This window comes from Streptomyces sp. JLSY215 (genome assembly GCF_059682825.1).
This window is the reverse complement of record NZ_JCASPU010000002.1, coordinates 115,881-142,306: the sequence shown is the minus strand read 5'-3', so window position 1 is coordinate 142,306 and position 26,426 is coordinate 115,881. Positions and strand designations below refer to the sequence as shown.

General features: G+C 69.8%; 24 protein-coding genes. 17 read left to right on the top strand and 7 right to left on the bottom strand.

Annotated elements, in window-relative coordinates; genetic code table 11:
• The first annotated feature begins 18 nt into the window (after positions 1 to 18).
• From AC5677_RS41595 to AC5677_RS41575, 5 genes are all read left to right on the top strand, one after another.
• The gene (locus AC5677_RS41595) at positions 19 to 2,481 is read left to right on the top strand and encodes an ATP-binding protein (protein WP_497197111.1); all 2,463 of its coding nucleotides are present in this window, start codon (positions 19 to 21) and stop codon (positions 2,479 to 2,481) included.
• A complete protein-coding gene (locus tag AC5677_RS41590) occupies positions 2,478 to 4,922 on the top strand; it encodes a hypothetical protein (RefSeq protein WP_497197110.1) in 2,445 nt (814 codons plus the stop codon). The genes AC5677_RS41595 and AC5677_RS41590 overlap by 4 nt, the downstream gene beginning before the upstream one ends.
• Positions 4,919 to 5,887: a C40 family peptidase gene (locus tag AC5677_RS41585; RefSeq protein ID WP_497197109.1), complete on the top strand. Its 969-nt coding sequence runs from the start codon at positions 4,919 to 4,921 to the stop codon at positions 5,885 to 5,887. Before AC5677_RS41590 ends, AC5677_RS41585 begins: the two co-directional genes overlap by 4 nt.
• A gap of 421 nt (positions 5,888 to 6,308) precedes the next feature.
• Positions 6,309 to 6,728 (top strand): effector-associated constant component EACC1, encoded by a 420-nt coding sequence (locus AC5677_RS41580; RefSeq protein WP_497197108.1) that lies wholly within the window; start codon positions 6,309 to 6,311, stop codon positions 6,726 to 6,728.
• Positions 6,721 to 8,118 (top strand): caspase family protein, encoded by a 1,398-nt coding sequence (locus AC5677_RS41575; protein WP_497197107.1) that lies wholly within the window; start codon positions 6,721 to 6,723, stop codon positions 8,116 to 8,118. The genes AC5677_RS41580 and AC5677_RS41575 overlap by 8 nt, the downstream gene beginning before the upstream one ends.
• 177 nt (positions 8,119 to 8,295) lie before the next feature.
• On the opposite strand, the gene AC5677_RS41570 is transcribed toward AC5677_RS41575, so the two are convergent.
• The 5 genes from AC5677_RS41570 to AC5677_RS41550 all read right to left on the bottom strand — a co-directional run bounded on the left by AC5677_RS41570 (position 8,296) and on the right by AC5677_RS41550 (position 13,133).
• A complete protein-coding gene (locus AC5677_RS41570; protein ID WP_497197106.1) occupies positions 8,296 to 10,119 on the bottom strand; it encodes an ABC transporter ATP-binding protein in 1,824 nt (607 codons plus the stop codon).
• A gap of 262 nt (positions 10,120 to 10,381) precedes the next feature.
• Positions 10,382 to 10,810, bottom strand: a complete 429-nt coding sequence (locus tag AC5677_RS41565) for a lasso peptide biosynthesis B2 protein (protein ID WP_497197105.1) — start codon at positions 10,808 to 10,810, stop codon at positions 10,382 to 10,384.
• Positions 10,807 to 11,115 carry a PqqD family protein gene (locus AC5677_RS41560; protein ID WP_497197104.1) on the bottom strand — a complete coding sequence of 103 codons (309 nt, stop codon included), beginning with the start codon at positions 11,113 to 11,115 and terminating at the stop codon, positions 10,807 to 10,809. The genes AC5677_RS41565 and AC5677_RS41560 overlap by 4 nt, the downstream gene beginning before the upstream one ends.
• The gene (locus tag AC5677_RS41555) at positions 11,109 to 12,866 is read right to left on the bottom strand and encodes an asparagine synthase-related protein (RefSeq protein WP_497197103.1); all 1,758 of its coding nucleotides are present in this window, start codon (positions 12,864 to 12,866) and stop codon (positions 11,109 to 11,111) included. Before AC5677_RS41555 ends, AC5677_RS41560 begins: the two co-directional genes overlap by 7 nt.
• A gap of 96 nt (positions 12,867 to 12,962) precedes the next feature.
• Positions 12,963 to 13,133 carry a hypothetical protein gene (locus AC5677_RS41550; RefSeq protein WP_497197102.1) on the bottom strand — a complete coding sequence of 57 codons (171 nt, stop codon included), beginning with the start codon at positions 13,131 to 13,133 and terminating at the stop codon, positions 12,963 to 12,965.
• A 238-nt stretch (positions 13,134 to 13,371) separates the two neighbouring features.
• On the opposite strand from AC5677_RS41550, the gene AC5677_RS41545 reads away from it, so the two are divergent.
• The 4 genes from AC5677_RS41545 to AC5677_RS41530 all read left to right on the top strand — a co-directional run bounded on the left by AC5677_RS41545 (position 13,372) and on the right by AC5677_RS41530 (position 18,408).
• Complete coding sequence (locus AC5677_RS41545) at positions 13,372 to 14,790, top strand: NsdA family TPR-like regulatory protein (protein WP_497197101.1); 1,419 nt, start codon at positions 13,372 to 13,374, stop codon at positions 14,788 to 14,790.
• Positions 14,791 to 15,045: 255 nt separating this feature from the next.
• Entirely contained in the window at positions 15,046 to 16,098 is a 1,053-nt protein-coding gene (locus AC5677_RS41540; RefSeq protein ID WP_497197100.1) for an NsdA family TPR-like regulatory protein, read from the top strand.
• 645 nt (positions 16,099 to 16,743) lie between these two features.
• Entirely contained in the window at positions 16,744 to 18,174 is a 1,431-nt protein-coding gene (locus AC5677_RS41535) for a hypothetical protein (RefSeq protein ID WP_497197099.1), read from the top strand.
• A gap of 42 nt (positions 18,175 to 18,216) precedes the next feature.
• Complete coding sequence (locus AC5677_RS41530; RefSeq protein ID WP_497197098.1) at positions 18,217 to 18,408, top strand: hypothetical protein; 192 nt, start codon at positions 18,217 to 18,219, stop codon at positions 18,406 to 18,408.
• A gap of 72 nt (positions 18,409 to 18,480) precedes the next feature.
• Here AC5677_RS41530 and AC5677_RS41525 read toward each other — a convergent pair whose 3' ends face one another.
• Both AC5677_RS41525 and AC5677_RS41520 read right to left on the bottom strand, forming a co-directional pair.
• The gene (locus AC5677_RS41525; RefSeq protein WP_497197097.1) at positions 18,481 to 18,948 is read right to left on the bottom strand and encodes a type II toxin-antitoxin system VapC family toxin; all 468 of its coding nucleotides are present in this window, start codon (positions 18,946 to 18,948) and stop codon (positions 18,481 to 18,483) included.
• A complete protein-coding gene (locus tag AC5677_RS41520; RefSeq protein WP_497197096.1) occupies positions 18,945 to 19,223 on the bottom strand; it encodes a hypothetical protein in 279 nt (92 codons plus the stop codon). The genes AC5677_RS41525 and AC5677_RS41520 overlap by 4 nt, the downstream gene beginning before the upstream one ends.
• A 238-nt stretch (positions 19,224 to 19,461) precedes the next feature.
• Here AC5677_RS41520 and AC5677_RS41515 point away from each other — a divergent pair, with 238 nt between their 5' ends.
• The 8 genes from AC5677_RS41515 to AC5677_RS41480 all read left to right on the top strand — a co-directional run bounded on the left by AC5677_RS41515 (position 19,462) and on the right by AC5677_RS41480 (position 26,426).
• Entirely contained in the window at positions 19,462 to 19,953 is a 492-nt protein-coding gene (locus AC5677_RS41515; protein ID WP_497197095.1) for a hypothetical protein, read from the top strand.
• Entirely contained in the window at positions 19,950 to 22,220 is a 2,271-nt protein-coding gene (locus AC5677_RS41510) for a type IV secretory system conjugative DNA transfer family protein (protein ID WP_497197094.1), read from the top strand. Before AC5677_RS41515 ends, AC5677_RS41510 begins: the two co-directional genes overlap by 4 nt.
• Before the next feature lie 45 nt (positions 22,221 to 22,265).
• The gene (locus AC5677_RS41505) at positions 22,266 to 23,006 is read left to right on the top strand and encodes a hypothetical protein (protein WP_497197093.1); all 741 of its coding nucleotides are present in this window, start codon (positions 22,266 to 22,268) and stop codon (positions 23,004 to 23,006) included.
• Positions 22,996 to 23,625 carry a hypothetical protein gene (locus AC5677_RS41500; RefSeq protein ID WP_497197092.1) on the top strand — a complete coding sequence of 210 codons (630 nt, stop codon included), beginning with the start codon at positions 22,996 to 22,998 and terminating at the stop codon, positions 23,623 to 23,625. Before AC5677_RS41505 ends, AC5677_RS41500 begins: the two co-directional genes overlap by 11 nt.
• Complete coding sequence (locus AC5677_RS41495) at positions 23,615 to 23,890, top strand: hypothetical protein (RefSeq protein WP_497197091.1); 276 nt, start codon at positions 23,615 to 23,617, stop codon at positions 23,888 to 23,890. The genes AC5677_RS41500 and AC5677_RS41495 overlap by 11 nt, the downstream gene beginning before the upstream one ends.
• Positions 23,891 to 24,361: 471 nt before the next feature.
• On the top strand, positions 24,362 to 24,736 hold the full coding sequence (locus AC5677_RS41490; RefSeq protein ID WP_497197090.1) for a hypothetical protein: 375 nt from the start codon (positions 24,362 to 24,364) through the stop codon (positions 24,734 to 24,736).
• The gene (locus AC5677_RS41485) at positions 24,730 to 25,710 is read left to right on the top strand and encodes an ATP/GTP-binding protein (RefSeq protein ID WP_497197089.1); all 981 of its coding nucleotides are present in this window, start codon (positions 24,730 to 24,732) and stop codon (positions 25,708 to 25,710) included. The genes AC5677_RS41490 and AC5677_RS41485 overlap by 7 nt, the downstream gene beginning before the upstream one ends.
• A 35-nt stretch (positions 25,711 to 25,745) precedes the next feature.
• Positions 25,746 to 26,426, top strand: coding sequence for an SAF domain-containing protein (locus AC5677_RS41480; protein ID WP_497197088.1), 681 nt, complete (start codon positions 25,746 to 25,748; stop codon positions 26,424 to 26,426).

Here is a 26,426-nt window from a genome sequence, read left to right as displayed (position 1 = left end):
TGTTGGGCACTGTGGCGGGTGGAGGGCAGCGGTCACGCGCAGTCCTCCCGCACCGTCAAGGAACGCCGTCTGCGGGCCCTGGAATCTCTGGTCAAGCAGCTGCACGGCGAGTCGATGCTCCTGTCCCTGTGCCCGCAGGTCGACCCGGCCGAGGTGGTGCGCAAGATGACCGACGACGTCGACCTGGCCGCATCCGAGCGGTATGAGCAGTTGGCGACGCGGGTGTGGGACCAGCTGGAGCGCATGGAGCTGACCAGCCGCGTGGACTGGCTGGCCGTCCCGCTGCCCGCTGGCAGCAAGAAGCAGGCGGCCGGCATGGCGTTCGATGCGACTCGCGCGGAAATCGCCCTGCAGCTGGGCCTGCTGCCTGCACCGGTCAGCGCACGCGAAGAGGAGCGCCGGCTGAAGCAGGCGCGCTCACTCGCCGGGACCTGGCCCTCCACGATCGCTCTGCGGGCCGCGACCGAGGCGGAAATCCTGTGGATCTACGGACACAGCGCGCGGCGTGGAGTGCTGGAGCCTCTGCTGCCCGAACCGGACCAGGGCACCGGGCGGGGCCGCGGCCGTGGAGCTGCGGCCCTGGGTCAGGTCATCCTTGCGGAGGGCGCCGCTCCGGCCGCCGAGGCCGGTAAGGAAGACGACGCGCACACCAAGGGTCGGTTCGGACGGCGCTGGCTGCAGGTTTCCACCGAGTGGGGAGACTCCTACCAGACGTTCCTGTCCCTTGCCGAGATGCCGGAGCGGTTCGTCTTCCCCGGCTCCGAATACCTCGCCGCGCTGGACGAGTTCGCCTTTCCGGTGGACTGGGTGATGCGCCTCAAGGTCACCCCCGGTGCCGTCGCCAACGCCAAGGCCCGCCGGCAGGCCAATGAGCTGGCGAACCAGCCTGGTGAGTACGAGGGGGAGGTCTCCGGTGTGCCATCGCACGTGCACGAGGCCGCCGACGACATGGCGGACTTCCGCAGCGCGGTGACCCGGTCGAAGTCCGAGGTCGAGGTCCAGGCCATGGGCACGCTGTGTGTCTGGGGCACGAGCCCGGCCGAGGCCGAGGCCCGCGCCGCAGACCTGAAGACCCACTTCGGGGAGAACGACTACACCTTCATCCGCCCCGTCGGGGAGCAGGAGCACCTGTTCTACGGAATGCTGCCGGGCGCCCGCACACCCAAGATCATGCTCAGCTATGCCCAGGTGCTCCTCGCGAGGGACTTCGCGATGGCCGGGGCCTTCGCCGGATCGGCGCTGGGGGATGCCAAGGGGCCCTTGTACGGGCTGCAGCTGTCCGGCGGCGGAACCCGGCCCGTGCTGACTGACTGGTCGCTGGGCCCACAGAAGTCCGCGTCCGCAAGTGCGGCGTACGTCGGTGAACTCGGCGGCGGCAAGAGCGTCGCGATGAAGTCCGCCGTCTACGCCATCCTCGCCGCCGGCCGCAAGGCGGGACAGCCGGGCAGCCGCGGCCGGGCGGTCATCGTCGACCGCACCCCGCAGCAGGAATGGGTCCGCTTCGCCACGGCGTGCCCCGGCACCACCCAGGTCATCACCATCGACGACCACGCGCAGGTTTCCCTCGACCCGCTGCGCACCATCCGCGACGCCGGCCAGGCGCAGCGCCGTACGGAGTCGTTCCTGACACTGTTGCTGGGCATCGGCCCGATGAGCGAGCAGGGCATCGCGTTGTCGGAGGCGATCGAGGCGACGCTGGCCGGGCCGGCGCCGTCCATGGCTGCGCTGGTGGGCGAACTGCAGGCGCGCGGCAAGCACGATGCGACCTCGAACGCCGTGGCGCGCAAGCTCACCTCGGTGGCCCGCAAGGACCTGGCCCGCACCATCTTCGACCCCACGCTGCCGGTGGTGGACACCACGCGGGCCGATTCGATCGTGTTCGCCACCGCCAACCTGGCCCTGCCCAAGGAACACGAGCTGGCCGCCGACCGGCTGTCGACGCTGGAGTTCGAGAAGGTCTTCGGCCGGGCGGCGCTGTATCTCATCGCGGCGCTGTGCCGGGAAGTGTCCTTTGCCAATCCTCGTGAGTTCTGCGTGGCGGTGTGGGACGAGTGCTGGTGGCTGACCTCCTCCCCCGAAGGCATGTCCCTGCTTCTGGAGCTTGTCCGCGACGGCCGCAAGCACAACGCCGGCTGCCTGGTCGGATCGCACGACGGCGAGGACATCGGCCCGGAGGGCTCGGCCACCGGTCAGGTCATCCGCGGGCTGTTTCCCAGGAAGTTCTTGTTCCGGCAGACCGACGTCGCCCTCGCCAAGCGCGGCCTCGCCTTCCTCGACCTCGACCCGGACGACGCGGACCTGGTGGAGCTGGTCACCACCGGCCTGTCCCCCATGGACGTGGCCGACGAGGTCCGCGCTCAGCGGGCCGGCGAGTGCCTGCACCGCGACCTGTATGCGCGGATCGGCGGGATGCAGGTCATCATCCCCGCCGACCCCGAGGCTGCTGCCGCCATTCACTCCGACCCGGCGCTCGCGGCATGAGGTGGCTGCGCCTGGCCGGGCAGACGGCGAGCATAGGGCGGCGCGGGGCCTGGCGGCTGGTGCTGGTGCTGTGCGCCGCGGGGGCCCTCACCATGGGGGTGGCTGCGCACGCCGCCGCGGCTCCCGAGCCCAAGCCCTCCGCGTCGATCAGCGCGCAGCCCACCCCCTCCGATTCCTCCAAGCACACAGCGGATAGCCAGCGGCCGACGCCGGACGGGCGCATGGGCGTGGCCTATGAGGACACCGCACAGGGCAAGACGGCCGCGAAGAAGGCGCTGCGGGAGCAGAAGGAGAGCCTGCGTAAGAAGCTGAAGCGGATGGGGATCGGCAAGGACGACCTCCTCGACTCCTTCCATGTCACTGATGAGCACGGCATCCCTGTCAGCGCGTTCAAGGTGGATTCCGAGAGCGGCGGGTGGTCGGACTGGGATCTGAAGGTCGAAGAGTGGCTGACCAGCCTGCTGTTCATGTGCACCAAGTGGCTGGTGGCCTTCGCCTGCTGGCTGCTCACCTGGGCCCTCGGCTTCAAGCTGGCCTCGCTGCTCCTGAAGCCGGCTCTGGCGGTATCGGACTCCCTCTATAACAGCGTCCTGCTTCAGCTCGGCTTGCCCGGCCTGTTCCTCGCCTTCAGCGGCACCGTCGCGGCGTGGCACTTCTTCTTCGGTGACCGCTCCCGCGGCTGGGGCGAGCTCACCGCGTCCCTTTTGATCTCCGCGCTCGCGGTCACCAGCCTTGCCTCGCCGCCGCAGACGCTGCTCGGCCCCGACGGCGCGGTGGGCAAGGCGCGCGATCTGGGGGTCGCCGTGGCGGCCATCGTCATGGGCAACGAGGACCCCACCGGACGTTCGGCGACAGACTCTGTTGCCGGCATCACCACGCCGATCACCGACCAACTCGTCAACGCGTTCGTGGTACAGCCCTCACAGGTGCTCACCTACGGCCAGACGTTCACCGACGACAAGCACAAATGCGCCTCGCGGTTCACGACCTCCCGGATCGAGACGGCCTTCGTCAACCAGCAGATCGCCCAGCAGACCAAGCAGCTCCGGAAGATGCCGGGCGTTGGCGACATCCTCCTGCCAGGGGTCGGCGGGAAGATCGAGGACTTCGTCCGGGACAAGGCAGCGCAGTGGGGCACGGATACCTTCGGGCCCAAGCCCGACGCCGAGTTCGAGAAGGCCTGCGTCAGCGGCAACGCCAAGGAGGCGAAGAAGGCCTCCGTGGACAAGCTGGCCGGAGCCTTCTTCATGCTCCTGGCAGCACTGCTGGTCTGCGTGCTGATCATCGGGCTCGCCGGCGGCTACCTGGCCGCCCAGGTCTGGCTCGCCGCCGAGGCGATGCTGCTGCGCTGCGCGCTTATCGTCGGCACCCTGCCCGGACCGGGCAGGGCATGGCTGTGGTCGCGCGGCGCAGCCATCGCCCGCGGCCTAGCCCTGCTGATTCTTCTCGTGCTGGGCCTCGCCGTATTCACAGTGGCCGTGACCGCCGTGGTCTCGGCCGCGCCGAAGGACATCCCTGATGGCATCGTCGTCCGGTTCGTCATGGTCGACATTCTGTGCGTCGGAGCGATCCTCTTCCGCAAGCGCCTGACCCGCGCCTCGCACCAGATGGCGGCTCGCCTCAAGGGACGCGTCGGAGCCTCCAAACTCGGCGGCGCGGCCGCCCCCTCCGACCTCGGCTCCGGTGGCGGCGGTGGCCGGCGCGGCACCCTGGGCAAGATCGGTGGGGCCGCGCTGATGCTCGGCATGATGGCCGCCACCGGCGGCACCGCCGGCGCGGTCGGCGGCCTGGGCCGAGCCGGCAGTGCCCGTGCGCTGACCGGGCGCCTGGCCAAGGGCGTCGGAAGTCTCGCGCGCGGCGCCGAGAAGACCGTGCGGGCCGGAGGACGGGCCGGCGTGCGCATGGCAGGCTTCGGGCTGCGCTCGACAGTTGGACTGCCGGTGTACGGGCCACGCGCCGTACGTCGCACCGCCGCCGCGGCACAGGCCATCCCCGGTCAGGTCGCCTCCGCGGCCACCCAGCTCAAGGACCGCCTCGATGTCGCGCGCGAGACCTATGAGCCGCAGGTGTACAACTTCGCCGACGAGTACTGGCGCAGCATCGGCGGCCGCTGGGCCAGTAACCGGATCCGCGCTCGTCGCGGTCTGCCTCCCGTGCTCTCCTCCCACTGGAGGCGCAGTCCGACCACCCCGGCACCAAGCCGCACTGCGGGCCGGCCGTTCACCCCGCCGCCCGTTGCCGCACCACGGCGCAGCCGACGGACGCAGATGGTCCCGCAGCGCCCCCTGACGCCGCCGGCCTCCAGCCAGCAAGCGAACCTGCAGCAGCGGTTGCACCGCATCCGCAACCGCGCCGCCGCCAACCGACCAATCACCCCGTCCGTGCCGACCCGCCGTCAGCCCACGCCGCCCCGGCCCACCCGGCCCAGGAGGCGCTCGTGAAGAAAACCGTCATCGCCGCCACCACCTTCGGCGCTGGGGCGGTCGCACTGATCGGGGTCCTGGTGCTGTTCGTTGCTGCTGTGGCCAACGGCGCCGCCGGCCACCAGGAGAAGGAGGAAACGACCGGCTCGCAGATATCGGCGCAAGGGGGCCAGGTTGGCGACATCCCCTCGGGAATGCTGGCTCTCTACCAGGAGGCGGCGCCGGCTGCGTGCCGCGGGCTGGACTGGTCGGTGCTCGCCGCGATCGGCAAGGTCGAGACGGACCACGCCCGCCACCCCACCATGCGCAGTTCGGCCGGCGCGGTCGGGCCGATGCAGTTCCTGCCGTCGACGTTCAAGGGGTACGCGTATCCGGTGCCGCCCGGCGGCGCCAAGCCGCCCAGCCCGTGGGACCCCACCGACGCGGTCTATGCCGCGGCACGGATGCTGTGCGCCAACGGCGCCAAAACCGGCACCAGCAAAGGCTTGTACAAGGCGATCTACTCCTACAACCACGCCGACTGGTACGTGAAGAAGGTCCTCGCCCAAGCCAAGACGTACGCAGCCGCGCAGCCAAGCGGGGCCGACTCGAACGCTGACGTTGCCTCCAACGCGATCGTCAAAGCCGCCTACACCCAGCTCGGCGTCCCCTACATGTGGGGCGGCGGCACCATCGACGGAAAATCCGGCGGAGGGTTCGACTGCTCCGGGCTGACCTCGTACGCCGTCTATCAAGGCACCGGTCACAAGGTGAAACTGCCACGCACCTCACAGGAGCAGCGCCACGTCGGGACATCCGTCCCACGCGATCAGATGCAGCCGGGCGACCTCATCGTCTTCAACAAACACAACTGGGGCCACGTGGGGATCTACGCCGGCGGAAACCGCATGGTCGACGCCCCCAGGCCCGGCAAATCAGTCGAGATCATCAGCCTGGCCGGGTACTGGGAGCAGTACGAGTGGGACATCCGGCGCGTCGGATAAATGCTCGGTTTTGACTGGCTTCCGGTCTTCGCTCCGCCAGAATTCGTCGCAGAGCTTCAACGCCTCCGCGGAAGGCTACCCGTGCCTGGGCCCGACACGCCGTGCTTCGACCGTCCCGCCGTTGTAGGTTCCCTGTTTTTGTGCGCGCTGTTTCCTGCGAGAGCATCGGAATCCGAGCTTGATGCGCAGCGCTGATGTCGGCCGAGGGTGCGCAATCTTCGTCTAGGAGGTCGCTTGGAGGCCACCCTGAGTAAGTGACACCGGCTTGTCTCGGGCGTGACGTTGCTGTCTAGGGCTCTTATGGTCGGGGGGGCCGCTCCAGTCTGGCGTCTTGCGCCGTCGCCGAGCGGTATGGGGCTGTCAGGTGGCGCGCACCTCGTGTACAAACGGCGTGGGACCGGAACACGGGGAGGGCGGAACCATGCCCGAGGTTCACTTAGAGGCTCGGAGCGACCGCTTCGACGAAGACGACGACCGCTGGCGAAGCCAAGTACTTCTCCTGCATACGGCACTGGAAGAGGCTGCGGGTCCATTGGAGCGTCGCTCCGAACCGGTCCCGGGAACCAAAGGCACCCTCTCCGATGTGATTCTCCACCTCACCGGCCCTGGGATCGTCGCGGGCGTCGTGGCAGGGCTCACCGCATGGCTCAAGCGCGATCGAGGGCGCAGTGTGCGTCTCACCTGGACTGTGGACGGCCGCCGCGGCGAGTTCACCGTAACCACCAGCACCAGTGACAACGAGACCGTGCGCAGTGCGCTGGAGCACGGCCTGCGCGCGGCAGCGGGCGATGCTACGGCTGTCGATGAGCTAGCCGATCCGAACGGTGTACCGGGTGAGTGAGTCGGGGAGGGCCTACCGGGCGCTTCTGATCGGCAATTCCGAGTTCCCCGGTGACCCCGAGCATCTGCGAACCCTCCTGGGGCCACCGACGGATGTCCCCCTCCTGGCCGCGGCTCTGACGGACCCTGACACCGGCCTGCACCAGGCCGACGCCGTGAGGACGGTCCTGGAGGAGACCACCCAGAGCATCAGGGACGAACTGGCGGAGTTCTTCGATAGCGCGCTGCCGCACGAACAGCTCTTCCTCTACTACAGCGGGCACGGCCTCCTCGACCTCCGCAACAGGCTGCGCTTGTGTGCGCGCGACACCACGGTCGGACGTCTTCAGGCACGTTCCGTCGAGCTTGAGTTCATCGACGGTCTGATCGCAGGGTGCGCGTCACGGTCGATCGTTGTCGTCCTGGACTGCTGCTTCAGCGGCGCTGCCGCCGTGAAGGGGGACGATCCGGTCGCCAAGTTGGAGGGGGACGGCCGGTTCGTGATGACGAGCTCCAGCCACGGGGACACCTCAGCCGACGCCGAGGCGGCGGGTGTGGCCAGCCCCTTCACCCGGCATCTGGTCACGGGGCTGAGATCCGGTGCCCCTGGCCGGGACGGCCTTGTCACGACGTATGACATCTACCGGTATATCCATGGCCAACTGCGGGCCTCTGGGCAGGTTCCGCACATGAAGATGGACGCCGGCGTCGGCGCCATTCCGCTCGCGCGACGCCCGCCGCGGCCGGCCGAAACGGCTGCGACGGACGATCCGGCCCGCGTCGGTGATGACGCCGCTCCCTTCGACGCGCGCCCCGTCTTGAGCCCCGCACCCGAGGAGTACAAAGCCGACAGCGGCTACCGGCGCCTCCGGCGGGCTGCCTTGCGGGTTCCGCTGTGGTTGTCGACTCTCGTCCCCGAGACGTTGGCGCAGGGCGCTCTGACCGGTCCGACGTGGTACGAACGCGTCGGCACCGGAACCTTCACGCTGGCCTTGGGCGTCTCAGTGATCTTAGCGCTCTGGGCGCTCGGGGACGTCTGGACGTTCCTCAGAATACGCAGCATGCTGCGAAGCTCTGGGCTGTACGCCATCTCGATGGTGATGGAGACGGGGATGGTGGAGGAGGCCATCGTCAGCAGCTTCGATTTCACGTCTGACTCCGGACCGTGGGCGTGGCTGCGGTACGAAGACACGTCCCTGGTGCCGCCACCCACGCAGGATGAACTCAGCGGAGTCCCGCTGGAGGAGGAAGGGGTCAAGCGACCAGAACTCTCGGTACCGCTCCAGCACTTCCACCGCGGGAACATCGCTCAGTGGGCACACGTCAAGGTCATCGGCACCCCGAGACCCGGGTGCTGGGTGGTCATCCACACCGCGAATGGCATGCTCTGGCCGCGCGCCAGGGCCCGGTGAGGTGCTCCTGGTGAGGACAGTACGGAGCACGGGCAGCGCACGCCCAGAGAAGAACGACAGCTACGGGCCCTAATAAATGCGCACCAGTCCCGAGATTTGCGCATTCACTGCGCATCCTCAACCGACATTGCGCATCGACTCGCGGATCCTAGAGCCGAACGCGGTGTATGTCCGAATTTACTCCTGGAGCTGGTGAAGCTCGGCGAACAGCCCTCCGGCGTTCAGCAGCTCGGAGTAGGTTCCGGCTTCTACGACACTCCCCTCCCGCATGACCAGTACCCGGTCGGCAGAGCGGGTACTGGCGAGCCGGTGGGTGATGAACAGGGCGGTGCGTTCCCCGCTGGCTAGTTCTCGGAGCCGGCTGAGGACCCGATGCTCGCCACGGGCGTCGAGGGCTGAGGTCGGTTCGTCCAGCACGACGACAGGTGCGTCGCGGTGGAACGCGCGGGCGAGGGCGATGCGCTGCCACTGGCCCCCCGAGAGGTCGTGTCCGCCCCACCAGGAGCGGGCGAGGGAGGTGTCGAGCCCGTCGGGCAGGGTCCCCAGGACGGTGTCGGCGCCGGCCTGCTCGGCCGCGGCGTGCACTGCCAGGTCCCCTCCCGGCCGGGGCTGGCCGAGGGTGATGTTCTCGCGGGCGGCCAGGGGCCAGCGGGTGTAGTCCTGCGGCACCATCGCCGTGGCCCGCCACACGCTCTGCGGGTCGAGGTCGCAGAGCGGCACGCCGTTCCACGTGACCGTGCCGCCCGTGGGCAGGTAAAGGCCAGTGAGCAGCTTGGCGAGGGTGGTCTTGCCTGAGCCGTTCTCCCCGACCAGCGCGACGATCTCCCCGCGCCGGATCGTCAGGTCCACCCCGCGCACCGACGGGTACTCCTTGCCGGGGTACGTGTAGCTCAGGTCCTGGGCGTGGATGACCTCCGGGCCGGCGGCCGGGGCCGCCTTGCCGCCCCGGCGCATGGCCCACGCGCCAGCGCCGTCGATGAACTTCGCCCAGTCGGCGACGTAGAGGCTGGTGGCGAACAGGCGGGCGGAGGCCCGGACGCTGCCGGCGAGGGCGGCGTTGGCGGTGCGGACGACCAGGACGGTGGTGGCCGCGGTGGCCACCGGCATCCGGCCGGTGAGGGTCAGGAAGAGGACCCCGGCCCAGACCGCGGCGAGCGCCACGGTGGCCAGCAGGTCCCCTGCGCCCTGGGTGAGGGCGGCGCGCCGGGCGGCTGTGAGCTGTTCGCGCTCCAGGCGGCCGGAGATGACCCTGTACTGCTCCAGCAGGAAGGCGCCCATGGTGCCGGCGCGCAGCTCGGCGGCGGTGCCCCGGTCGGTGGTGTACTGCGCCAGGACCCGGCGCAGGCGGGTGTCGGCGGCGCCCCGGTGCGCGGTTTCGTGGTCCAGGCGGGCGGCGTGTACCGCCCCCCACACCCGGGGGAAGACGGCGAGGAGCAGCAGGGGCAGCAGGAGGGCGTTGAGGGTGGCGACGACGATGACGGCGGCCAGGAGCTGGGCGGCGGAGGCGATCAGGGTCTGGGCGCCAGTGATGAGCTCCGGCATCTTCTCCGCACCCTTGGTGGCGTTGAACCGCCCGTCCTCGAACGCGCTGTTCTCGTACGCGCCGAGTTCGGCACCGACGCTGGCGCTGATGACGGCGAGATCGGCTTCCCGGTTGACCTGCGGGGCGAGCCGCTCGGCGGCCAGGCGGGCGCCGGCGTCGGCGAGGTAGCCGCCGCAGGCGGTGACGGCGACCAGGATGAGGGCGGGCAGAGCCTGGTCCAGGCGGTGGGTGGCGCTACCCGCCCCGAGGAGGGCCGCGAGGAGGGTGGCGGTGGCCCGCAGGGCGGTGGCGGTCAGCGCGGCGCAGGCCAGGGTGCAGGCCGCGAGGGTGAGGACGGCGGCGCGGTCGGCTCGCCAGCTCAGGCGGAACGCCCGCTGGAGGGTGGCGGGCAGGCGGGCGGCGATCGCCCGAGTGCTGATCCGCGTCTCGGCGTGCTCGTCTTCCGTCAGTCGCATCATCGGCGGCGCCCCGGGGGCCGGGGACGTCGCTGGCGTGGTGACGGGTGGCGGGGTGGCGGCCGGAACCGCGGCGGTGGTGGTCGGGGGAATCACCCGACCCATTGGCGGGGAGCAGGGCGGGGGCGAGCAACCGCATTGGTGATGCTGCGGCATGTCGCGGCTGTTCACGCCCCCGTGAGGTCAACTCGCGATAGTGCGGCTTCACTCGTTTGGGTGATTCGGGGGCGGGCGGGGAGGCTCAAGCGTGCCCGCCCCCGGCGGTTCAGGGGGTGGTGTAGACCGGTGTCCAGGGGTGATCGTGCCCGCCGGCCTCCTCGTCTCCGATCGACGTGCCGTCGGCGGCAGCGACCCAGGCGTGGAACGCGGCCGGCAGGCTACGTGCCCCAAGGACGAGGTGGCAGCGGCGCCCGGTCAGGGCGGTGGCCAGGACGGTAGCCAGGGCCCGTTCCTTGCAGTCGATCTGGCCGCGCCACCAGAGCGGTTGGCAGGCGATGACCGCCTGGTAAAGCTCGCGCACGTCGTGCGAGGCGGCGGCCGGGAGCGGGCGGGTGCAGCTCACCAGGGCGAGGCGGGCCCGCATCCGCCGGGCCTCGGGCAGCGCCTTCACGCACAGGGCCGCAGTCATCGCGAGGTGGGCGGGGAGCCGGCGGCGCCACGGCGGGCGGGCGGGGGCGTAGATCATGTCGGTCATCGCCGCCACCGCCGCTTCCGAGGACGGGTGGGGCGGGTGGGGCGGGTGGCCGCAGTCAGCAGGCCCATGCCCAACAGGGACATCACATAGGTCTCAACCGCGTTGCGGGTGGTGCCGAGGTCGTAGCCGTACGGAATCGCGATCTCCTCGGCCAGCCCATCCACCCCGCCGCGCAGGGTGATGGCGTCCCAGATCCGTGCGCCGGTGCCGCTGAACATGTGCCACGTCCCGGTCCGCAGGTCGAGCACCGCGGTGCCGCCGTCGTCGCAGCGGGCCCAGTGGACGTGGCCCGGGACGCTCAACACGTCTGCGCCATCTGCGGCATGGTGCCGGCGGCGAGCCAGTGGCAGGACATCACCAGCCGCTGGAGGTCATAGAGCGCCGGGGCCTGTGTCCCGCCGACGGCTGCCAGGGCGGTGAGGGCCAGCTCCGGATCCAGCAGCCCGGCGGTGACCAGGGGGCTGGTGCGGATTAACTCGGCCAGCGGGCCGCGGTGGTGCAGCATCCCGGCGGTCAACTGCCGCGAGAAGGACCCCTTGGAGTGCCGGGAGGTGAGCCAGGTGGGCAGGGACGGCACGGCGGCCGGCAGCAGCGGCTTGAAGGAGCTGACGCCATGCCGCTCGATCGGGCTGATCGCGAACGCCGCCCGGACGACTTGGTTGTCCAGGTAGGGGTGCACCTGCCGGATGCGCCAGGGGGCGGTGAGCGGGATGGTGTCGCGCGCGTCGGCCCCGACCAGCCGCAGAGAGGACCGCTGCTCGACCAGGTCCGCCCGCGCGTCGGGCTCTGCCGCACCGGCGGCCTCCCGCAGGAGGGCGGCCACCGCCGCACGGCCGGGCTGGGTCAGCCACGCCCCGAACTGCCCGAGGTGGCACCAGGACCACACCCCTGAGCGCTGCGTCGCGAAGTCCCCGCGTTCGACGCGGTCAGCGGCCTTCTCCAGCGCCCCGGCGTGGCCGGTGCCGGCCGCGGCGGTCACCGCTCGCCACAGCGCCCGCGGGGAACGGTTGCGGGCCCGGGCCCAGCCCGTGACCTGCCGGTGGGCCGACCGCCGGTCCCCGCACTGAACCCGGCCGATCCACGCCGCGCTGCACGAGTCCAGCACCACGTCCCCGCCGTTGCCCGTGAAGTGCAGCGGCAGGCCCGCGGCCGGGCCCAGGTAGAGGGCGTGCTGCGCGGTGGTCAGGCTCACCGCGGCCGGCTGATCGGTGAGCGGCTGGTCCGCTCGCCACCTGAAAGGTAGTTGCTCCCGCCCCCCGGTGCCGACCTCCAGCTCCACGCCCATGTGCTGCGCGGCCCGGCGGGCGTAGCGCAGGTCCTCGGCGGAGGTGTAGGCGTCTGCGTAGGTGAGGGCCCGGACTTCACCGTGGTGGGCGGCGAGGATGGCTAGGGTGGAGGAGTCCAGGCCGCCGGAGACATCGGCGCTCGCCAGGCCTCCGGCCGCCCGCATCCGCCACCGCACCGCCCGCTCCAGCGCCTCCCTGAAGGCCGGAGCGCCCTGCGCCAGCGTGGCCACCGGCTCGATCCCGCTGACCTCGACCATCTCGGGCCGCTCGCCGCCCAGCAGGAGTCCGAAGCCCGGTGGCACGGCGCGGATCCGGTCGTAGACGGTTCGCTGCGGCCAGTGCTCCGGGCCGGCAGCGATCCGGGCCGCCACCATCGCCAGGTCCGGCGCCGCGCCGCACTGCTCTGCCAGTCGCCGGGCCCCGGTCGCCCACACGGTGTGCGGGCCCTGCTCGGCGTGAAAGACGGTGCGGAAGCCGGAGAGGTCTCCGCACACGAAGCGGGACCGCTCGCTCTGGGCGACCACCCAGTACGAGCCGGGCAGGTGCGTCAGTTCCGCCCACCGTCCGGCCGCCGCCGCCTCCAGCAGCGTGCGTTCCTCCCGGCGCTCCAGGCAGAAGTCGCCCACCAGGGCGACCCGGGCCCGGTCATCGGACATCACTCGGGCCCGGCTGTCGGGCCCGACCCGTACTCCCGGCATGCCCGCCACCTGTTGCCCTGTGCTCCAGGACGGGGCCGCGGTGCTGCCGCCGGTGATCCACTCCTCGTTCATGAGCCTCCCCTTCGAAACGGGCCGGGGGCCGGCAGAGCCGGCCCCCGGGGTTACCGTGCGACTGTGGCTACGCGAGCCACATGCGCCCGACTGTGGTTACTCGAACCACATCGCGCCGGAATTGTCCCCGTCGTTGCTCGACTGGCGGCCGAGGGTGACGCCCTCGACGGGGAAGTCCTCCGGCAGGGCGATGGCCGGAGCGACGGCCGGCGCCTCGACGGTCTCGATGTTCTCGACATGCTTGGCGCTGAGGATCGTGGAACGCATCGGTACCTCCGTGATGGTGGATCCGGATGGTGCTGCCGCGGCCTGTCGCCGTGGCATGACCAGATCACCACCCCGGCCACGCCTCCGGCACCCGCCGAGAACCGCCGATTCCGCTCGTTCGCCCCGCCGCGCGCCCGCCCGGCCCCTCGCCGAATACCGCCGAAGAATTCGCCCAGCTACCTCGCCTCGAACTCCCGCTCTAGGGTGGGAAGTTCGACGGCACGGCACTGGAGGACGCATGGCAGCAGGTAGGCCCCGGACCGTGAAGAAGCCGAACGGTGAATTGGCCTTCTGGCTCACGAGGGCCGGCGTCTCCAACGCGGCACTGGCGCGGGAAATCGCCCGGCGCGCACATGCCGCCGGAGAGCGGGGTATCAATCCCAGCGAAGGGCGGGTGAGAGCGTGGCGAGCAGGCGAGGTGCCGAATCACCCCGTACCGCAGCTCATCGCCGACCACCTTGGCGCATGCACGGGACTCCCGCTCACGCCGACGGACCTCGGTATGCCGGACCGCTCGGTGCAGGTGTCGGCGGGGCCCGAGATGGCGTGGCAGGCAGCCACCACCATCGCCGCGATCACACACCTCACCCGGAGCGAGATGATGGTCCCTCACAGCCGTGACACCGACGATGCCCATGCCGTCCACGTCGGAGAAGACCTTCTCGGCCCACTGCACCGCTGGGCCACCGCCACCCCCTCCGCACTCGTAGAGCGGGGCGGCGGCCGACTCGGCGCCTCGGACGTCGCCGGCATCCGCGCGGTGACCGCGATGTTCCGCGACACCGACAACCGCCACGGCGGCATCCTCTCCCGCAGAGCCGTGGTCGCGCAGATGGCCGACGCCAATGCGCTCCTGGAGACCGCCTCGTACGACGAGGCTACCGGCCGGGCCCTCTTCGCCGCCGTCGCCGACCTGGGCTCGGTCGCCGGATGGATGACCTTTGACGCCGGGGCGCACCGCCGGGCCCAGACCATCTTCATCGCTGCTCTGCACGCGGCGAGCGAAGCCGGCGACAAGGCACTCGGCGCGCACATCCTCCAGTGCATGGCCCGGCAGATGTCCCACCTGGAGCACTACGAGGAGGCCCTGGACCTGGTCAACCTCGCGCAGTACGGGGCTCGCCGGCACGCCACCCCCGCGACGCGGTCCATGCTCGCCGCCCTCGAAGCCCGCTTCCACGCCATCCTCGGCCAGGTCGCGGAGAGTGAGCGTGCCGCCGGAACGGCCGAGGAGCTGTTCGCCACCGTCGACCCGCATTCCGAACCCGAGCACATGGCCTTTTACGACGAGGCGGAGCTGTCCGCGACCATCGGCGTCGCCCACCAGATCGCCACCAAGCACGACCAGGGCCCCGGCCGCTCCCGGCGAGCTGAGAAGTCCCTCACGCTGCTCGGGCGGGCCCTACAACTCCGCCCGGACCACCGGGTCAGAAGCAAGGCATTCGACCACCTGGGCCTTGCCCGCACGCACCTCGTCGTCGGCGAAGTCACCGGAGCTCACCAGGAGACTCAGACCGCACTCGCGCTGTTCGGGACGATCGGCAGCACGCGGGTGGGGGACCGGCTCGCCGAGCTGCACGACGAAGCCGAGCCCTACGCAACCGCGCCTGAGGCGGCGGAGCTTCGGGAGCAGATCCACGTCGCGGTCACGGGATGACTTCAAGATCATCGCGCCTACAGAACACCTCGCCGCCAATCCGTCCAGGCAAGGGCCAGCCCAGGCCGCGGCTTGCGAGGTGCGGAGGGAGTCAACTTCCAAACGGCAAGCCGTCTGAGGGCCCTCCCGGAGCGAGGAAGCGGGCGCCCATGTTGTCCATCGGGCTGAAGAAAACCATCGCCGTGATGCGCACGCCAAACCAGCAGCTCAGAGAGCTCGTCGCCGAGTCCGGCCTGAATCTACGCCCTGCTGCCGATGTGGAGGTTCGAGTTGGACCGGCGCCATTTCCTCACCACCTCCGCATACTCGGTGGCCGCCGCTGCCCTTCCCTTGAACTACGTGCAGGAGATCGCCGACCGCACCGCCGCGGCCCGCACCGGCCGCACCCTCGGGATGGCCGAGGTCGCCGCCGTACGCGACATGGTGCGCGTCTTCTCCGAGATGGACGAACGCCACGGGGGCCAACACGGCCGCAGTGCACTGGTGCAGTACCTGCGCGACGACGTCGCGCCCCTGTGCCGGGGGCACTTCCGCACGGGTGAAATCCGCCAGCACATGCTCTCCGCCGCCTCCCGCGGCGTGCACCTGCTGGGCTGGAAGTCCTACGACGCAGGCCAACAAGGCGCAGCACAGCGCTACTACCTGCAGTCCTACGCGCTCGCCGTCGAATCCGGCGTCACCGGTCACGACGGATTCGTGATGCGCACGATGGCCATGCAGGGGCTCAAGCTGCACCGGCCCGAACACTGCCTCGGCCTGGCAGAGACGGGACTGAACCGCGCCAAGGGCAAAGTCGACGCCCAGACTGAATCCCTCTTCCGTGCCGTCCACGCCCACACCCTGGCCAAGGCCGGACAGCGCACAGCCGCCCTCGCCGAAGCCGAACGGGCGAGCGCCCTGCTGACCGCCGGCCCCGGCGACGAAGTGCCGTTCTGGGCTCTGGCCTGGGGCCCTCCGGCCGCCTCGGTGTACTCGCGGAACGCGAAGGTCTACGAAACGCTCGGCGACCACCGGACCGCTGCCGAGCAATACGGCCACGCCGCCGGCGCCCGCCCCGCAGGCACCTACGCCCGCATCGTCGCCCTGGACCTGGTCGCGGGAGCCGAAATGCAGCTCAAGCGCGGCCAGATCGAGCAGGCGTGCGCCACCTGGGACCGGGCGCTGGACCACATGGACGGCGTACGGTCCGTCCGCACCCGCAAGGCCATCGCCCGGATGCGCGCCGACCTCGCCCGCTTCCGTGCCCGCGGCGTACGCTGCGCGGCCGAACTGGACGAACGCGCCATGGGCTTCCTCGCCAGCGCCTGACGGCCTGGTCGCTGCATCGCGACCAGGCCGTCGGGTAGGAGAGTTCCTGGCCAGGTAGCCGCCCGGCCAGCCTCCTGCTGACTACTGCGAAGACCGCAAGGCCACCGCCGACGAGATGCCCGCAGCGGCGAGCGCTGCGAGCGGACCGGCGTAGAGCGGTAGTCCGATAACAAGCGTGACCACAGTGCCGGCGGCGGCGATGACCGCAAATGCCCCTGCGGCACTCTGGCCACAGACGCGGAGACGTCGGCGCCTCCGAGCTCGCTTCGCGGTGCGGGCTGCACAGTCCGCACATGCCGCTGGCTCGGCAACTTCAGGCGCAGTACGTGGTTCCGTGGGAATGTTGGACATTGGGCGTCCTTTCTGACTGGTTGCCCCGCGCCCGCTGCCCGGGAGGCCAATCCAAGGAGCAGCGGGCGCATCAGCAGGTGTGGGAGACGTGCCAAGTGGCACGACGTCAGTTTGGCCCGTGTCCAGGGGCAATATGACGGTCCGGCTGTCTGGAGATTGTCTGGAATGGCAGCCAGCAGCCGTGCGCTGGTGGGCCGACAGCGAACGGGAGGGCAAGGGATGGGAACACCGAGCGGCAACGGCACCCGCCGGGGAGAGGGATCTCGGGCACCGATCAAGGCAGAGCCCGGTCCGGTGCGTGATCTGATCCAGCGGATGCGGGATTTGAAGGAGGCAGCCGGGAACCCCAGCCTCGCCGAGATCGAGAAGGCGATCCCCTTCGCCCGACCGACCATCGGGGCGGTGTTCACCGGGCCAGAGCTGAGCAGCCGCGAGGTCACCGTGGCTGTTGCGGGGTACCTGGGCGGGGACGCGGAGGACGTCGAGGAGGAGTGGGTCGCTGCTCGGGCCTGGGTGGACGCCCGCCGACGGTGGGCTTCAGAGAACCCGTTGCTGGCCTCCTGGCCCAAGGACGAGGCGGGGCTGCCTCAGCCCCCGCAGCTGCGGCAGACGGTGAAGGGGCTGAACGAGAAACCCGCGGGTCGAGCGACCTCTAACCCGGTTCGCGACCGCATCCTGGAGATGCAAGCCGAGATCGACCAGTATCTGAGAGCCGTGGTCCAGGCTTGCGGGCTGGATTCCGCGATGGAGCCACGCGACGTCTTCCGCCAGTTTGCAGAGGATGCAGCATTTCCTGCCGACATCTACCGCTTCCGCCGCCTGGCCTCCATGATCGACGATTTTGGCGCGGTAACCACGAGCCTGCTTCATGACCTCAAGGCGAAGCGGATCGCGGTGCTCGCAATGGTCTTCCAGTCCTATCTCTCCCTGTCGGAGCACTTCGTCGAGGCCATGGACTCGAATCTCCGCAACCTGGTCGAGAGCAGAGCCCTCCGCGAGCGCCAGGTACGTCTCGGCGTCCGCAGCGTGATGCGGGGGGAGCCGCGCCTGAAGGCCAAACGGTTTGAGGACTACCTGGCCTCCCTGATGCTCACCCGCCATCCCGAGGCACGGCCTCCCCTGCCGGCTGATGAACAGCAAGCGGCCGACCAGACCTTCGAGGAGCTCTTGGACAACCACGGGATCATGCTCCAGTGGAACAACCAACAGCTCTACCGGCTCAAGGACGAGATCGAAGCCGAGGAGGCCAAGGGAGCAAGCCGCCAAGAAGCCGAAGGCGTGGTCCGTGGCCGTATGAACGGCCTCATCCGCCGACGCGCGCTCCAGCCAGATCTTCTGAGGGCCGAAACCACGCCGCTTGATGACGGCCACGATTTCGCCAAGCGCTTTGTGGAAGCAACCAACTTCGATGATCTCTCGACCGACCCGGCCCCACCCGCGCCGCCCGGGGTGCGCGATGTGAATTTCGATCTGTCGTCCCTAGGACTGTGGCGGGCTACCGTTCCCGGCCCTGAAGGTCAAGAAGAGATCATCCAGGATCCCTCCCTCATTACTGCCTGGGGCCGGGCGCTACAGGCGGCGGAGCGTCTGTGGTCCGACGAAGAGCCACCGCTGCGGTACACCTATCGAGGCCAATCGGGTGTCGTCCTGCTCGGCGCGATGTTCGACGAGGCACAGCGGAGCGTGCTTGAGCGGTGGGAGAGAGTCGAACGCCCGCCGACCTGACGTACAGGGGCGGCCCCGGCAGCGACCCGTCGTGTGGTGTACGTGCCTGTCGAGAGGGACGAGTTGCTGCGCCGGCGGAACGAGCGCAATCGGCGCGCGGGTGATGCGAACTCGCTGACCTTCTTCCCCGAGGCGCTGGCTGACTTCTTCGCCCGCTTCGAGCCTCCCGGCGACGACGAGGGAGCGGTCGTCTACACCGGCGACGTGGACGCGGTGTACGCACCGGCCCGCTAATGACCCATCGAGCTCCGGACGCCCGGCAGGGAGCGTGACGGCCCCTGCCGGGCGTCCGGCCTGGTCACGGGCTCAACGACCACGGTGCGACGATGGGCCGGGGATGACTTCAAGTCGGGGTTCACTGCGGGTGCGCGGCGCAAGAACGTCCGTGTAGTGATGGTCCATGGTCAGGATGACTGGACGGTGCAGCCGCCAGGCCAGAGCAGCGTTGATGCAGTCGGTGAGTCCGAGTTTGTGCCCCATGTACGTGCGCATCAGCTGCTCGGCCTCGCCGAGCAGCCTGCCGTCAACGGTGGGGATTTGGAGTGATCCTGTACGGGCGAGCGCGCCAAGTCGGGTGACTGCCTCGACGGCGATGCGTTCGCCGGCGCGGCCGTTGAGCAGGTGGTCGAGTTCGTCCAGGACGAGCGGGGATGCGATCAAGATGCGTGGGGTGGCGAGTGCTGCCACTGCGGCGTGGTGATGGTGGTCTTTCCGGTTGTAGGCAGCAAGCCAGACGCAGGTGTCGACCACCGCGATGGCCGGTGCAGTGGTCACCGGCCCAGCTCCTCACGCAGATGTTCGTGAGTGTGGGCCGAGAGGTCGGTTGGTCCGTCGAACAGCCCCCAGTGATCGGGGGGCACGGTCTCTCCGACCGGGGCCGTCGGGATGTGCAGTGCTCCTGCGGCCCATTCGATGGCGAGGGCCTCGGGGGTCCGGCCGAGGACGGCCGCGAGATCACGCAACAGTGCGGCCTGGCTCCCGGTGACGGTGACGCTCGCGGTGATCTCTGCGTCGGCGGCGGGCGGGGTCTCGGCCGGCTGATCGCTCATGATGACGGGTCTCCTCGGTGCGCTTGCTCCCATGGTGCCCGGTTCCAGGCCCCGTGGGACAGCGCGGCGATCCTGCCGGGCCGGTGCTCCCGAGAAGAAAAATAAAAAAAGTTGGGCCGCCCGGTCACATCAGCGCGGATCCGCCTCCCCTCTCTGTCCTGAGGCGGCACAGTGCCGCCCTCGATGAGGAGGCGCAGATGAATTCGCACAAGGTCAGCACGACCGGGCGGGGGCAGCGATGACGGGGATCCTGCCGCGCACGTCGGAGATCGGGCACTGGCTGGGGACGCTGCTGCAAGCCGGCCTGGCGCACCTGTGGTGGATTGCCCTGGCGGCGCTGGTCGCCGTGGTCGTGTGGGTAGCGGCTGCGGTGTGGTGGCGGCGGTGGGCGGTGCGCGAGCTGGCCGGCCGTACGCGGGTGGAGCTGGTGCCAGCGGCCACGTTCGATCCGGATTTGCTCGAGGTGGGTCGTGTGGCGGGGCGGCTGGCCAGTGTGCGCGCGGCCGGCGGGATGCTTCCCCGGCGCGCGGCCGCGGTCCGGGTACGGGTCGCAGCTGGCGACGAGGGGCACCTGCACTACTGGTGGGAGGGCCCGCAGCGGGCAGCGGGAGTGTTGCGGCTGTCGGGGTACCGGCGGGTCGAAGTCGTCGCCCCTCGCACCCGTTCCGAGCGCAAGCGGCGTATCCGGTTCGCTGACGCTGCACCCCTGAAGCGGGGTGGTTCGTGGTGAGCACCATAGACCTGACCAAGCCCGCCGACACCTGTGGCGATCAGGGCGTTGAGCTGGAGAAGGAGCCGCTGACTGAGGACGGCGGCGTCCGGGGCGGGCCGCGCTACGTTGCGCGGGCCGAGCTGGTGCTGGCTGGGCCGGATCACCGTCCGCTGGGGAAGGCTGCGCTGGACCCTGACCCCTTGGAGCATCTGGCGGCGGTCTTCGCCCAGGTGCGCACCGAGGCCGGTGAGGAGGCCGAGCTGGTCGTCGACCTGGTCCCGGTGCCGGGCCGGAAGGTTGCCCGACGGCGCCGGGCCCTGATGCGGCGCGCTGCCCGCCGGGGGCCGTCCGCGTACGGCGAGCAGCTCGGTTCGGGGGGCCGTGGTGGTGGGGTGATGGAAATCCTGCGCGACGGCCTGGGCATCTCTGGAGGCGCAGGCGTCAAGCGGGGCTTGGTGCGGGTGCCGCGGCAGAGCGACCTGTCGGAGGGGGTGGGGAAGTTCGTCCCTGGTGCGGAGGTGTTCGCCGTCCAGGTGCTGGTGCGGTGTGTGGCCCGTCATCCGCAGCAGGCGCAGGCTCGTCTGCATCAGGTGATGGCGGCGATGGAGGCGTTCAGCGGCGAGAACCGGTTCGTGCCGGTCGGCCCGAAGTGGGGGCCGTGGCGCGGGTATTCGAGTGCGTGGTGGCTGCGGAGCCGTTTTGACCGGCGGCTGGTGCGGGGGGACTTCGCGCCGGCCCGTCGGCAGTGGGTGACGTGGCAGGAGATCGCCGGGCTGCTCAAGCCGCCCACGGTCCGCTGTGACGCGCCGAATGTGGCGCGGTGTGGTGGTGTCGTCCCGCCGGCTCCGGCTGCGCTGCCGACGTGGACCGGGCAGCGCGATGTCCTGCCGCTGGGGCGGGTGATCGGTCCCGACGGCACCGAGCGGCTGGCGGGCGCCCGCACTGCGGATGTCCTCTTCGGCGCCTTCTACGGAAAGTCCGGGTTCGGGAAGACCGAGATGGGCCTGGTGCAGTGCCTGGCCCGCGCGTACGCCGGGGACGGGACCTGGTTCCTCGACCCGCACGGTGCGGCGTGGCAGCGGGCCCGCCCCTACCTGGCGCACCCTGCGGTCGCGGGCCGGGTGTGGGAGATCAACCTGGCCCGGCCGGCCATGGACGACCGGATGGCGTGCTGGAACCCGTTGTCCATGGAGGGCCGGTCCCTCGAGGAGGTGCAGGACGTCGTCGGCTCGGTGGTGGGTGCGATCGCCTCCGCCCATTCCTGGGGGGAGAACGCCACCCGAGCGCGGACGATCCTGTCCAGTGCCGCGCGCACACTCGCCCATCTCTCCCACCACCTGGTGAGTACCGGGCATCCGGAGCTGCAGCCGACCGTCTTCCAGCTGCGCACGCTGCTGGAGGACGAAGGGTGGCGCGAAGCGGTGCTGGCGGTCCTGGACCCGGCCGAAGCTACCTTCTGGCGCAAGTCCTTCCCCGACCTGGAAGCCGCCGCGCGTAACCCGGTGACCAACGCCCTCTACCGGATGGACAACTCGCTGTCCCTCAGGGCGTTTCTGGGTTCGCCCCGCTCGGCGTATGACGTGCGCCGGGCGATGGACGAGCGGCAGATCGTCTTCGTGTGCCCGTCCGGCACCGGGGAGAGCGATGACCTGGTCACGGCGCTGCTGCTGTTCGACCTGTTCAGGGCTGGGATGTCGCGCATCGACACCGCGGTGGAGGACCTGGCGCCGTTTTGGACCTGGGCGGACGAGCTGACCGCGGTCGACGGAGCCTCCCACGGCTACATCGCCAAGATCTTGGAGCAGCTGCGGAAGTTCGAGGTGAGGTTCATGGGGATGACGCAGATGGCGATGCGGCTGTCCAACGAGACCCGGGCCGCCCTCATGCAGAACCAGAGCTTGTTGTCGGCGACGGCCGCGGACTTCGACGAGGCCGGCTTCGTCGCCAAGCGCCTGCCGGGGATCGATCCGGAGACGGTGCTGGGTTTGGACAAGTACGAGTACATCCAGTCGGTCATGCTCCGAGGCAAGCGGACCACGCCCTTCCGGGTCCGCGGCGTTCCGGTTGATGAAGTCTTCGCCGACTACCGCAACGACGAGGGCCTGCCGGCGCTGGATGAGGCCATCGACCAGAATCTGGGCCGTCTCACGGTCGGCGAGATCCTCACCACCCAGCGCGGCCTGGACGACGCGATCCGCCACCACGTCTCCAGCAGCCGGCCGCATAGGCCCCGCCCCGCCAGGACCGGATCCGGCAATGCGGTCCGCCCGCTCCGCCTGACCTGACCCCCTACAGAAGTGCCGCGTGTGCGGCCTGAACCTGGGAGAGACATGTTCAACTTGCTTCGCCGTGCGCGCCGCAACGTGCCGGCCGAACCTTCCATCGCCGTTGTCGACGTCAGCGCCTTCCCGGACCGGCACACCGAGCGGTGTGCGGATTTCGCCGTGGTCTCTCAGCCGCTGGGGCCGTTGGTGACCGAGATGATCGCCTTGCACACGCACACGCGGCATCTGTCGTGGCTGTCCGAGCGGGAGCAATGCCCGGACTCCTACCGGTTGCTGGCCCGCTCGATCGTCCGTGAGGTGCTGGCCGGCTGGCACCACCAGACCGACGGCCGCGGCACGATTGGCGATCTCCTGACCGACGACGCCCACCGCGCCCGCCCTAGCCGCGTGCCGGAGCATCAGGATGCGCGGGCATCGGAGCCTGCTGCCTCTCGCCGTGCTCCGGATCCTGAGGATTCGGTGCCGGGGCAGCCGGCACCTGCGCAGTGGTGGTCGCAACGGACGTTCGAGGGAGAAGTCGAGGCCAAGACGCCGGCGCCGCCAATGTCGGATTCCGGCCCCGTCTCCCACGGGCCTGATCTTGGAGTGTCTGAGCTGGCACAATCGGCGCCCCGGCAGGGCGTGGCGCCCTGGTGGTCGCACGCGAGGGGGCAGCAGTGGGAAGGCTGGGTGGATCGTTGTCGGGACGGTGGCGGGGCTGGTGACGGGGTGCGCCGGCGGCCCTCCCGCGAAGCAGCGTCCCGCCGGCGACAGCAAGCCCAAGGCGTCGCAGAAGGTGAAGCGTGAGCTGCCCGAGGGCATGCACAAGCTCGGTGAGGGCGTGACCACGGAGGAAGGGACCTGGAGACTGACGCCCTCTGCGCTGACCCAAGTGACGCCGACCTCCAAGGTCAAGGGTCTGCCGCGGGGGTGGCGTGCGGCAAAGATGACCTGGACGCTCACCAACAAGGCCAGCGAGATTCAGCAGCTGCTGGACCTCTCCCCCACCGTCCGGTACGGGGCGATGGGGAAGCCCGCCGCTCTATTCACCGACACCGGCATCGACGGGATTCCCGACGCGATCAGCGACGATCCGCCGCGCGTAAAGCCCGGCGGGGCCTACACCCTGACGGTGGGTGTCGCGGTACCGGCCGACGCGGCCGGAGAGCCGGTCACCATCACCACGCGGCCATCGACGATGTTCGGGGACACCGGCGACGTCGACTTCTTCGAGGGCCCCTTCCCCGGGGCAGCTGCCCGCAGGGACTCCGTCCTCCACCCGCGGCCGGTACCGGACACCCGCAAGGCGCTGGCCTTTGGGCAGTGGAAGGCGGATCCGCAGGTGACCGTCGATCACGTCCGGCCTGCGGGCACAGACGCCGGGGGGGCGGCCCACGTTCACCGGGGAATTGACCGTGCGCAATGACGCGACCGTGGCTGATCTGCCCTATACGCCGATGAACAAGACGGTGCGGGTCTATTACGGCAACGACCTCAAGGAGGCAGACCTCATCCGAGGCGGCCTTGGTATGAGCAGCGCCGGATTCATCGCCCCACAGCGGGCCGCGACCCACGAATTTCGATTCGCGCTTCCGAAGGGATCCAACGCGGCGTCCGTGACGGTAGAAGTCACCGATCTCGGTGACACCGTGGCCACCTTCGAAGGAAAGATCACGAACCGGGCGAAGTGAATGCCTCGGGGCGATTCTCGTCACATGGCAACGGACTCTGCAGGAAAGCGGGTTACCGCTCCGCACCGAAATGCCGGAGATGCCGCGCACATTCCCGAAAACATACTTCAGGGTCTGCAAAGCGGGCGGTAGGGTACAGGTCCAGCCACTCCGATGGCGCAATACCGCCCCGCGGCGAGTGATCAAGAACTGCATTACAACATCACAGCATGACCAAGAAGACCTGGTGATCATGCCATCGGGGAGGGAGCACCAATGCGAACAGCACGGGCCAGGAGCCGCCGCTGGAGCCCGGCCAGGAACAGCACAGTCGCGCTGTTTATCGCCGGATGCGTAGCGCTGACAGCGACCGCGTGCAGCAGCTCGCCCAAGGAGCCGGACTCCAAATCCACGCCTACGCGGCATACAAGCCCGAAGCCGACACCGGCAGACGCGGGCGCCCGTAAGCAGGTTCTGGCCGTCTATTCCGGAATGCGTGCCGAGCAGGTCAAGGCCTACGCCACGGGCGACGCCAACGGAACCAAACTGGAGAAGTACGCCGCCGACAAGGCTCTTGCCACGGTTGAAGGCAACCTCTTCCGCTATCGCCAGGGCGGCATCGTCTTCAAGGGAAAGCCGAAGAGTTCGGCGAAGGTAACCGCGCTCAGCCTCACCACGAAGCCCAAGACGGCGACCGTCACCGAGTGCCTGGACACCACGCACTGGACGCCGGTGGTGAAGTCCAGCGGCAAGAAGGCGGCCAGCGGCAATCAACCACGCCGCTACACCGTGACCGGCACTGTGCGCACCATCGGAGACACCTGGATGGTCGTCGGCCTCACTGTCCACAAGGACCACCCGTGCTGAAGGCACCGGCCGCCGCTGCCGTGACGCTCGGCATTCTGGCCGCATCAGCATCTTCCGCCTACGCGGACGGCACTCCGCCCGAGGACTGCGGCGGCCTGGAGGTATGCGTTGGCGCATACGACCCGGGCAGCCCCGCCCACAAGAGCAGCGGCTCCCCGCATCACGCCGCCCGCAGCAAGGCCAAGGGCAAGAAGCCGGTCTGCAAGGTGTGGGGCGACGGCCAGGACACCAACATTTCCGGTGGCCGCCTCACCGATGACGACAGTGCGGCCAACGTCGAGGTCCCCTGTCAGGATTCCAACCTCGGCTCGTTCTCCGGCGGCTGCTACTACAAGCCCGCCCCCGCCCCGCCCGCGGATGACCCCGTGTGGAAAGGCCACAAGCCGGGCGACGGCGCGATCTACCAGAAGACCTGCCCCCTCGCCTCCAACAGCGACCCGTTCAACACCAATAGCAGCGGGCTGGTGTGGATGGCCAAAGCTCCCGGTCGCGGCGCAGTCGATCCTGCCGAGCTGGCCCGTAAGGCTGTCGACAAGATGACGCTGCGCGGTGCGCAAATCGGCATCGTGCCCAAGCCCGGCAGCAAGGGCCTGGTCGGCCTTCCGGTATGGATGTGGACGCAGAAGACCCGCGAGGCGTACGGGCCGAATACGGCTTCGGCTTCGGCGGGCGCGGTCACGGTGTCGGCAACGGCCCACGTATCGAAGATCGTATGGGATATGGGCGATGGCCAGAAGGTCACCTGCACCACGGCCGGCACCCCGTACAAGCCGTCCTACGGCAAGAGGCGTTCACCGGACTGCGGCTACCTCTACCAGCACTCCTCCAAGGACCAGCCCGGCCAGAAGTACCGCATCACCGCTACGTCGACCTGGACGATCGACTGGAACGGGGCCGGCCAGTCCGGTCAGCTCACCCAGACCCGCCAGTCCCAGACCCAGCTCACCATCGGTCAGCTCAAGGTCCTCAACTAGCCCCCGGGCCAGCACGTTACGGAAAGTCGGGCGCGATGAAGAACAGCACCTCCCAGATCCCTGCCCCCACCACGGCGCCGCCGATGCGGCCCGAGACACCCATCGGGGCCGGCCCTGTCCCCCGGCACCGCAAACGCTCGATGCTGGTGCTCGGCGTGCTCATCACTCTGGTCGGCGTGCTGGGTACCAGCATGCTGGTGCGCAGCGCCGGGGACCGCGAGGACGTGCTGGCGGTCGCCCGGGATGTACCGGCCGGCCAGGAAATCACCGCGGAGGATCTGACCACCGCCGCCCTGCCCAACGACCCTGCCCTGAGGCCCGTGAAAGCGAGCGAGAAGTCGAGCGTGATCGGCCGACGCGCCACGGCGCCGCTGCACCGTGGGGAGCTGCTGGCCACCTCACAGTTCCACGGCGGCAAGGTGCTCCCCGACGGCCAGGAGCTGGTGGCCGTTGAGGTGCAGCGTGGAGCTGCTCCCGTCGATGCGCTCGCGCCGGGCGACCAGGTCAAAATTGTTTCCACGCCGGGCAAGGACGAGCAGATCTCGAAGAATGCTCCTGCTCCGCAGGAGATCGAGGCGCAGATCGTGAAGGTCGGTGCCCCCAACGCCTCCGGTGCGGTCGTCGTGCAGGTCTCCGTCGCGGGTACGGACAGCTCGCTGCTGGCCGCACGGGCGGCCACCGGACGGGTGGCGATCGTGCTGGCATCGAAGGGCTGA

Coding starts and splice junctions, on each gene's coding strand:
- AC5677_RS41565 (WP_497197105.1), bottom strand. CDS start 10,810: ATGACCGACATGATCTACGCCCCCGCCCGCCCGCCGTGGCGCCGCCGG.
- AC5677_RS41570 (WP_497197106.1), bottom strand. CDS start 10,119: ATGATGCGACTGACGGAAGACGAGCACGCCGAGACGCGGATCAGCACT.
- AC5677_RS41520 (WP_497197096.1), bottom strand. CDS start 19,223: ATGAGCGATCAGCCGGCCGAGACCCCGCCCGCCGCCGACGCAGAGATC.
- AC5677_RS41490 (WP_497197090.1), top strand. CDS start 24,362: ATGCGTGCCGAGCAGGTCAAGGCCTACGCCACGGGCGACGCCAACGGA.
- AC5677_RS41555 (WP_497197103.1), bottom strand. CDS start 12,866: ATGAACGAGGAGTGGATCACCGGCGGCAGCACCGCGGCCCCGTCCTGG.
- AC5677_RS41580 (WP_497197108.1), top strand. CDS start 6,309: ATGCCCGAGGTTCACTTAGAGGCTCGGAGCGACCGCTTCGACGAAGAC.
- AC5677_RS41515 (WP_497197095.1), top strand. CDS start 19,462: ATGACGGGGATCCTGCCGCGCACGTCGGAGATCGGGCACTGGCTGGGG.
- AC5677_RS41540 (WP_497197100.1), top strand. CDS start 15,046: ATGTGGAGGTTCGAGTTGGACCGGCGCCATTTCCTCACCACCTCCGCA.
- AC5677_RS41545 (WP_497197101.1), top strand. CDS start 13,372: ATGGCAGCAGGTAGGCCCCGGACCGTGAAGAAGCCGAACGGTGAATTG.
- AC5677_RS41550 (WP_497197102.1), bottom strand. CDS start 13,133: ATGCGTTCCACGATCCTCAGCGCCAAGCATGTCGAGAACATCGAGACC.
- AC5677_RS41590 (WP_497197110.1), top strand. CDS start 2,478: ATGAGGTGGCTGCGCCTGGCCGGGCAGACGGCGAGCATAGGGCGGCGC.
- AC5677_RS41480 (WP_497197088.1), top strand. CDS start 25,746: ATGAAGAACAGCACCTCCCAGATCCCTGCCCCCACCACGGCGCCGCCG.
- AC5677_RS41505 (WP_497197093.1), top strand. CDS start 22,266: ATGTTCAACTTGCTTCGCCGTGCGCGCCGCAACGTGCCGGCCGAACCT.